The sequence below is a fragment of the Vibrio sp. 10N.222.52.B7 genome (assembly GCF_041474275.1).
Taxonomy (GTDB): domain Bacteria; phylum Pseudomonadota; class Gammaproteobacteria; order Enterobacterales; family Vibrionaceae; genus Vibrio; species Vibrio crassostreae_C.
In genome coordinates, this window is the sequence record NZ_JBFRTU010000094.1 from 1 (window position 1) to 561 (window position 561).

Below are 561 nucleotides of genomic sequence, written 5' to 3' on the forward strand. Positions count from 1 at the left end.
CTCTCGATGGGCACACTGAGCCAAACAAATAAGCGTATTCAAATTGCTGCTGTTTTACTACGCGAGGTCTCGTTCCACGAGTAGCCCAAAGACGTGTTGTTGTGTTCTGCTGACCAAACCTAGCTTCGTCTTGAAACCAGACATCAACACTCTCTAGCCCAATATGGCCGGGGATCTTAAGGATCGTTTCGATTTGGAATTTTTTTAAAATCGTCTTGTATTTGCTGTGATTGTTTAGGGTGTTTGGAACGAGAAGTTATCCAAGAAAAACCCATGTGGTCGAGGAGATAATAGATGGAATTAGGGTGGTAGTGCTTGTCAAAGTGTTTAACGATGTAGTCATGTATATCGCTTCCAACAAGGCGGCCACCAGAAGGTGATTCAGCTTCTTTTTTTATGAAGGCACTGAGTTGAGCCCGCTGCTCATCGGTGAGGTATGCAGGCCTACCAGTCCGAGGTTTTTCTTGAAGTCCTTCTAGGCCTTCTTCAAAAAAAATCCGAACCCATTTATTGACACTGGTTCGACTGACTTTGAGAGATTTTGCAATTTGTGTACGAGAG

General features: G+C 44.0%; 1 protein-coding gene. It reads right to left on the reverse strand.

Annotated elements, in window-relative coordinates:
- Window positions 1-176: 176 nt before the first annotated feature.
- Window positions 177-561, reverse strand: a 385-nt coding sequence (locus AB4512_RS20010; RefSeq protein WP_372072694.1) for a transposase, incomplete at its 5' end; no start/stop codon positions are given.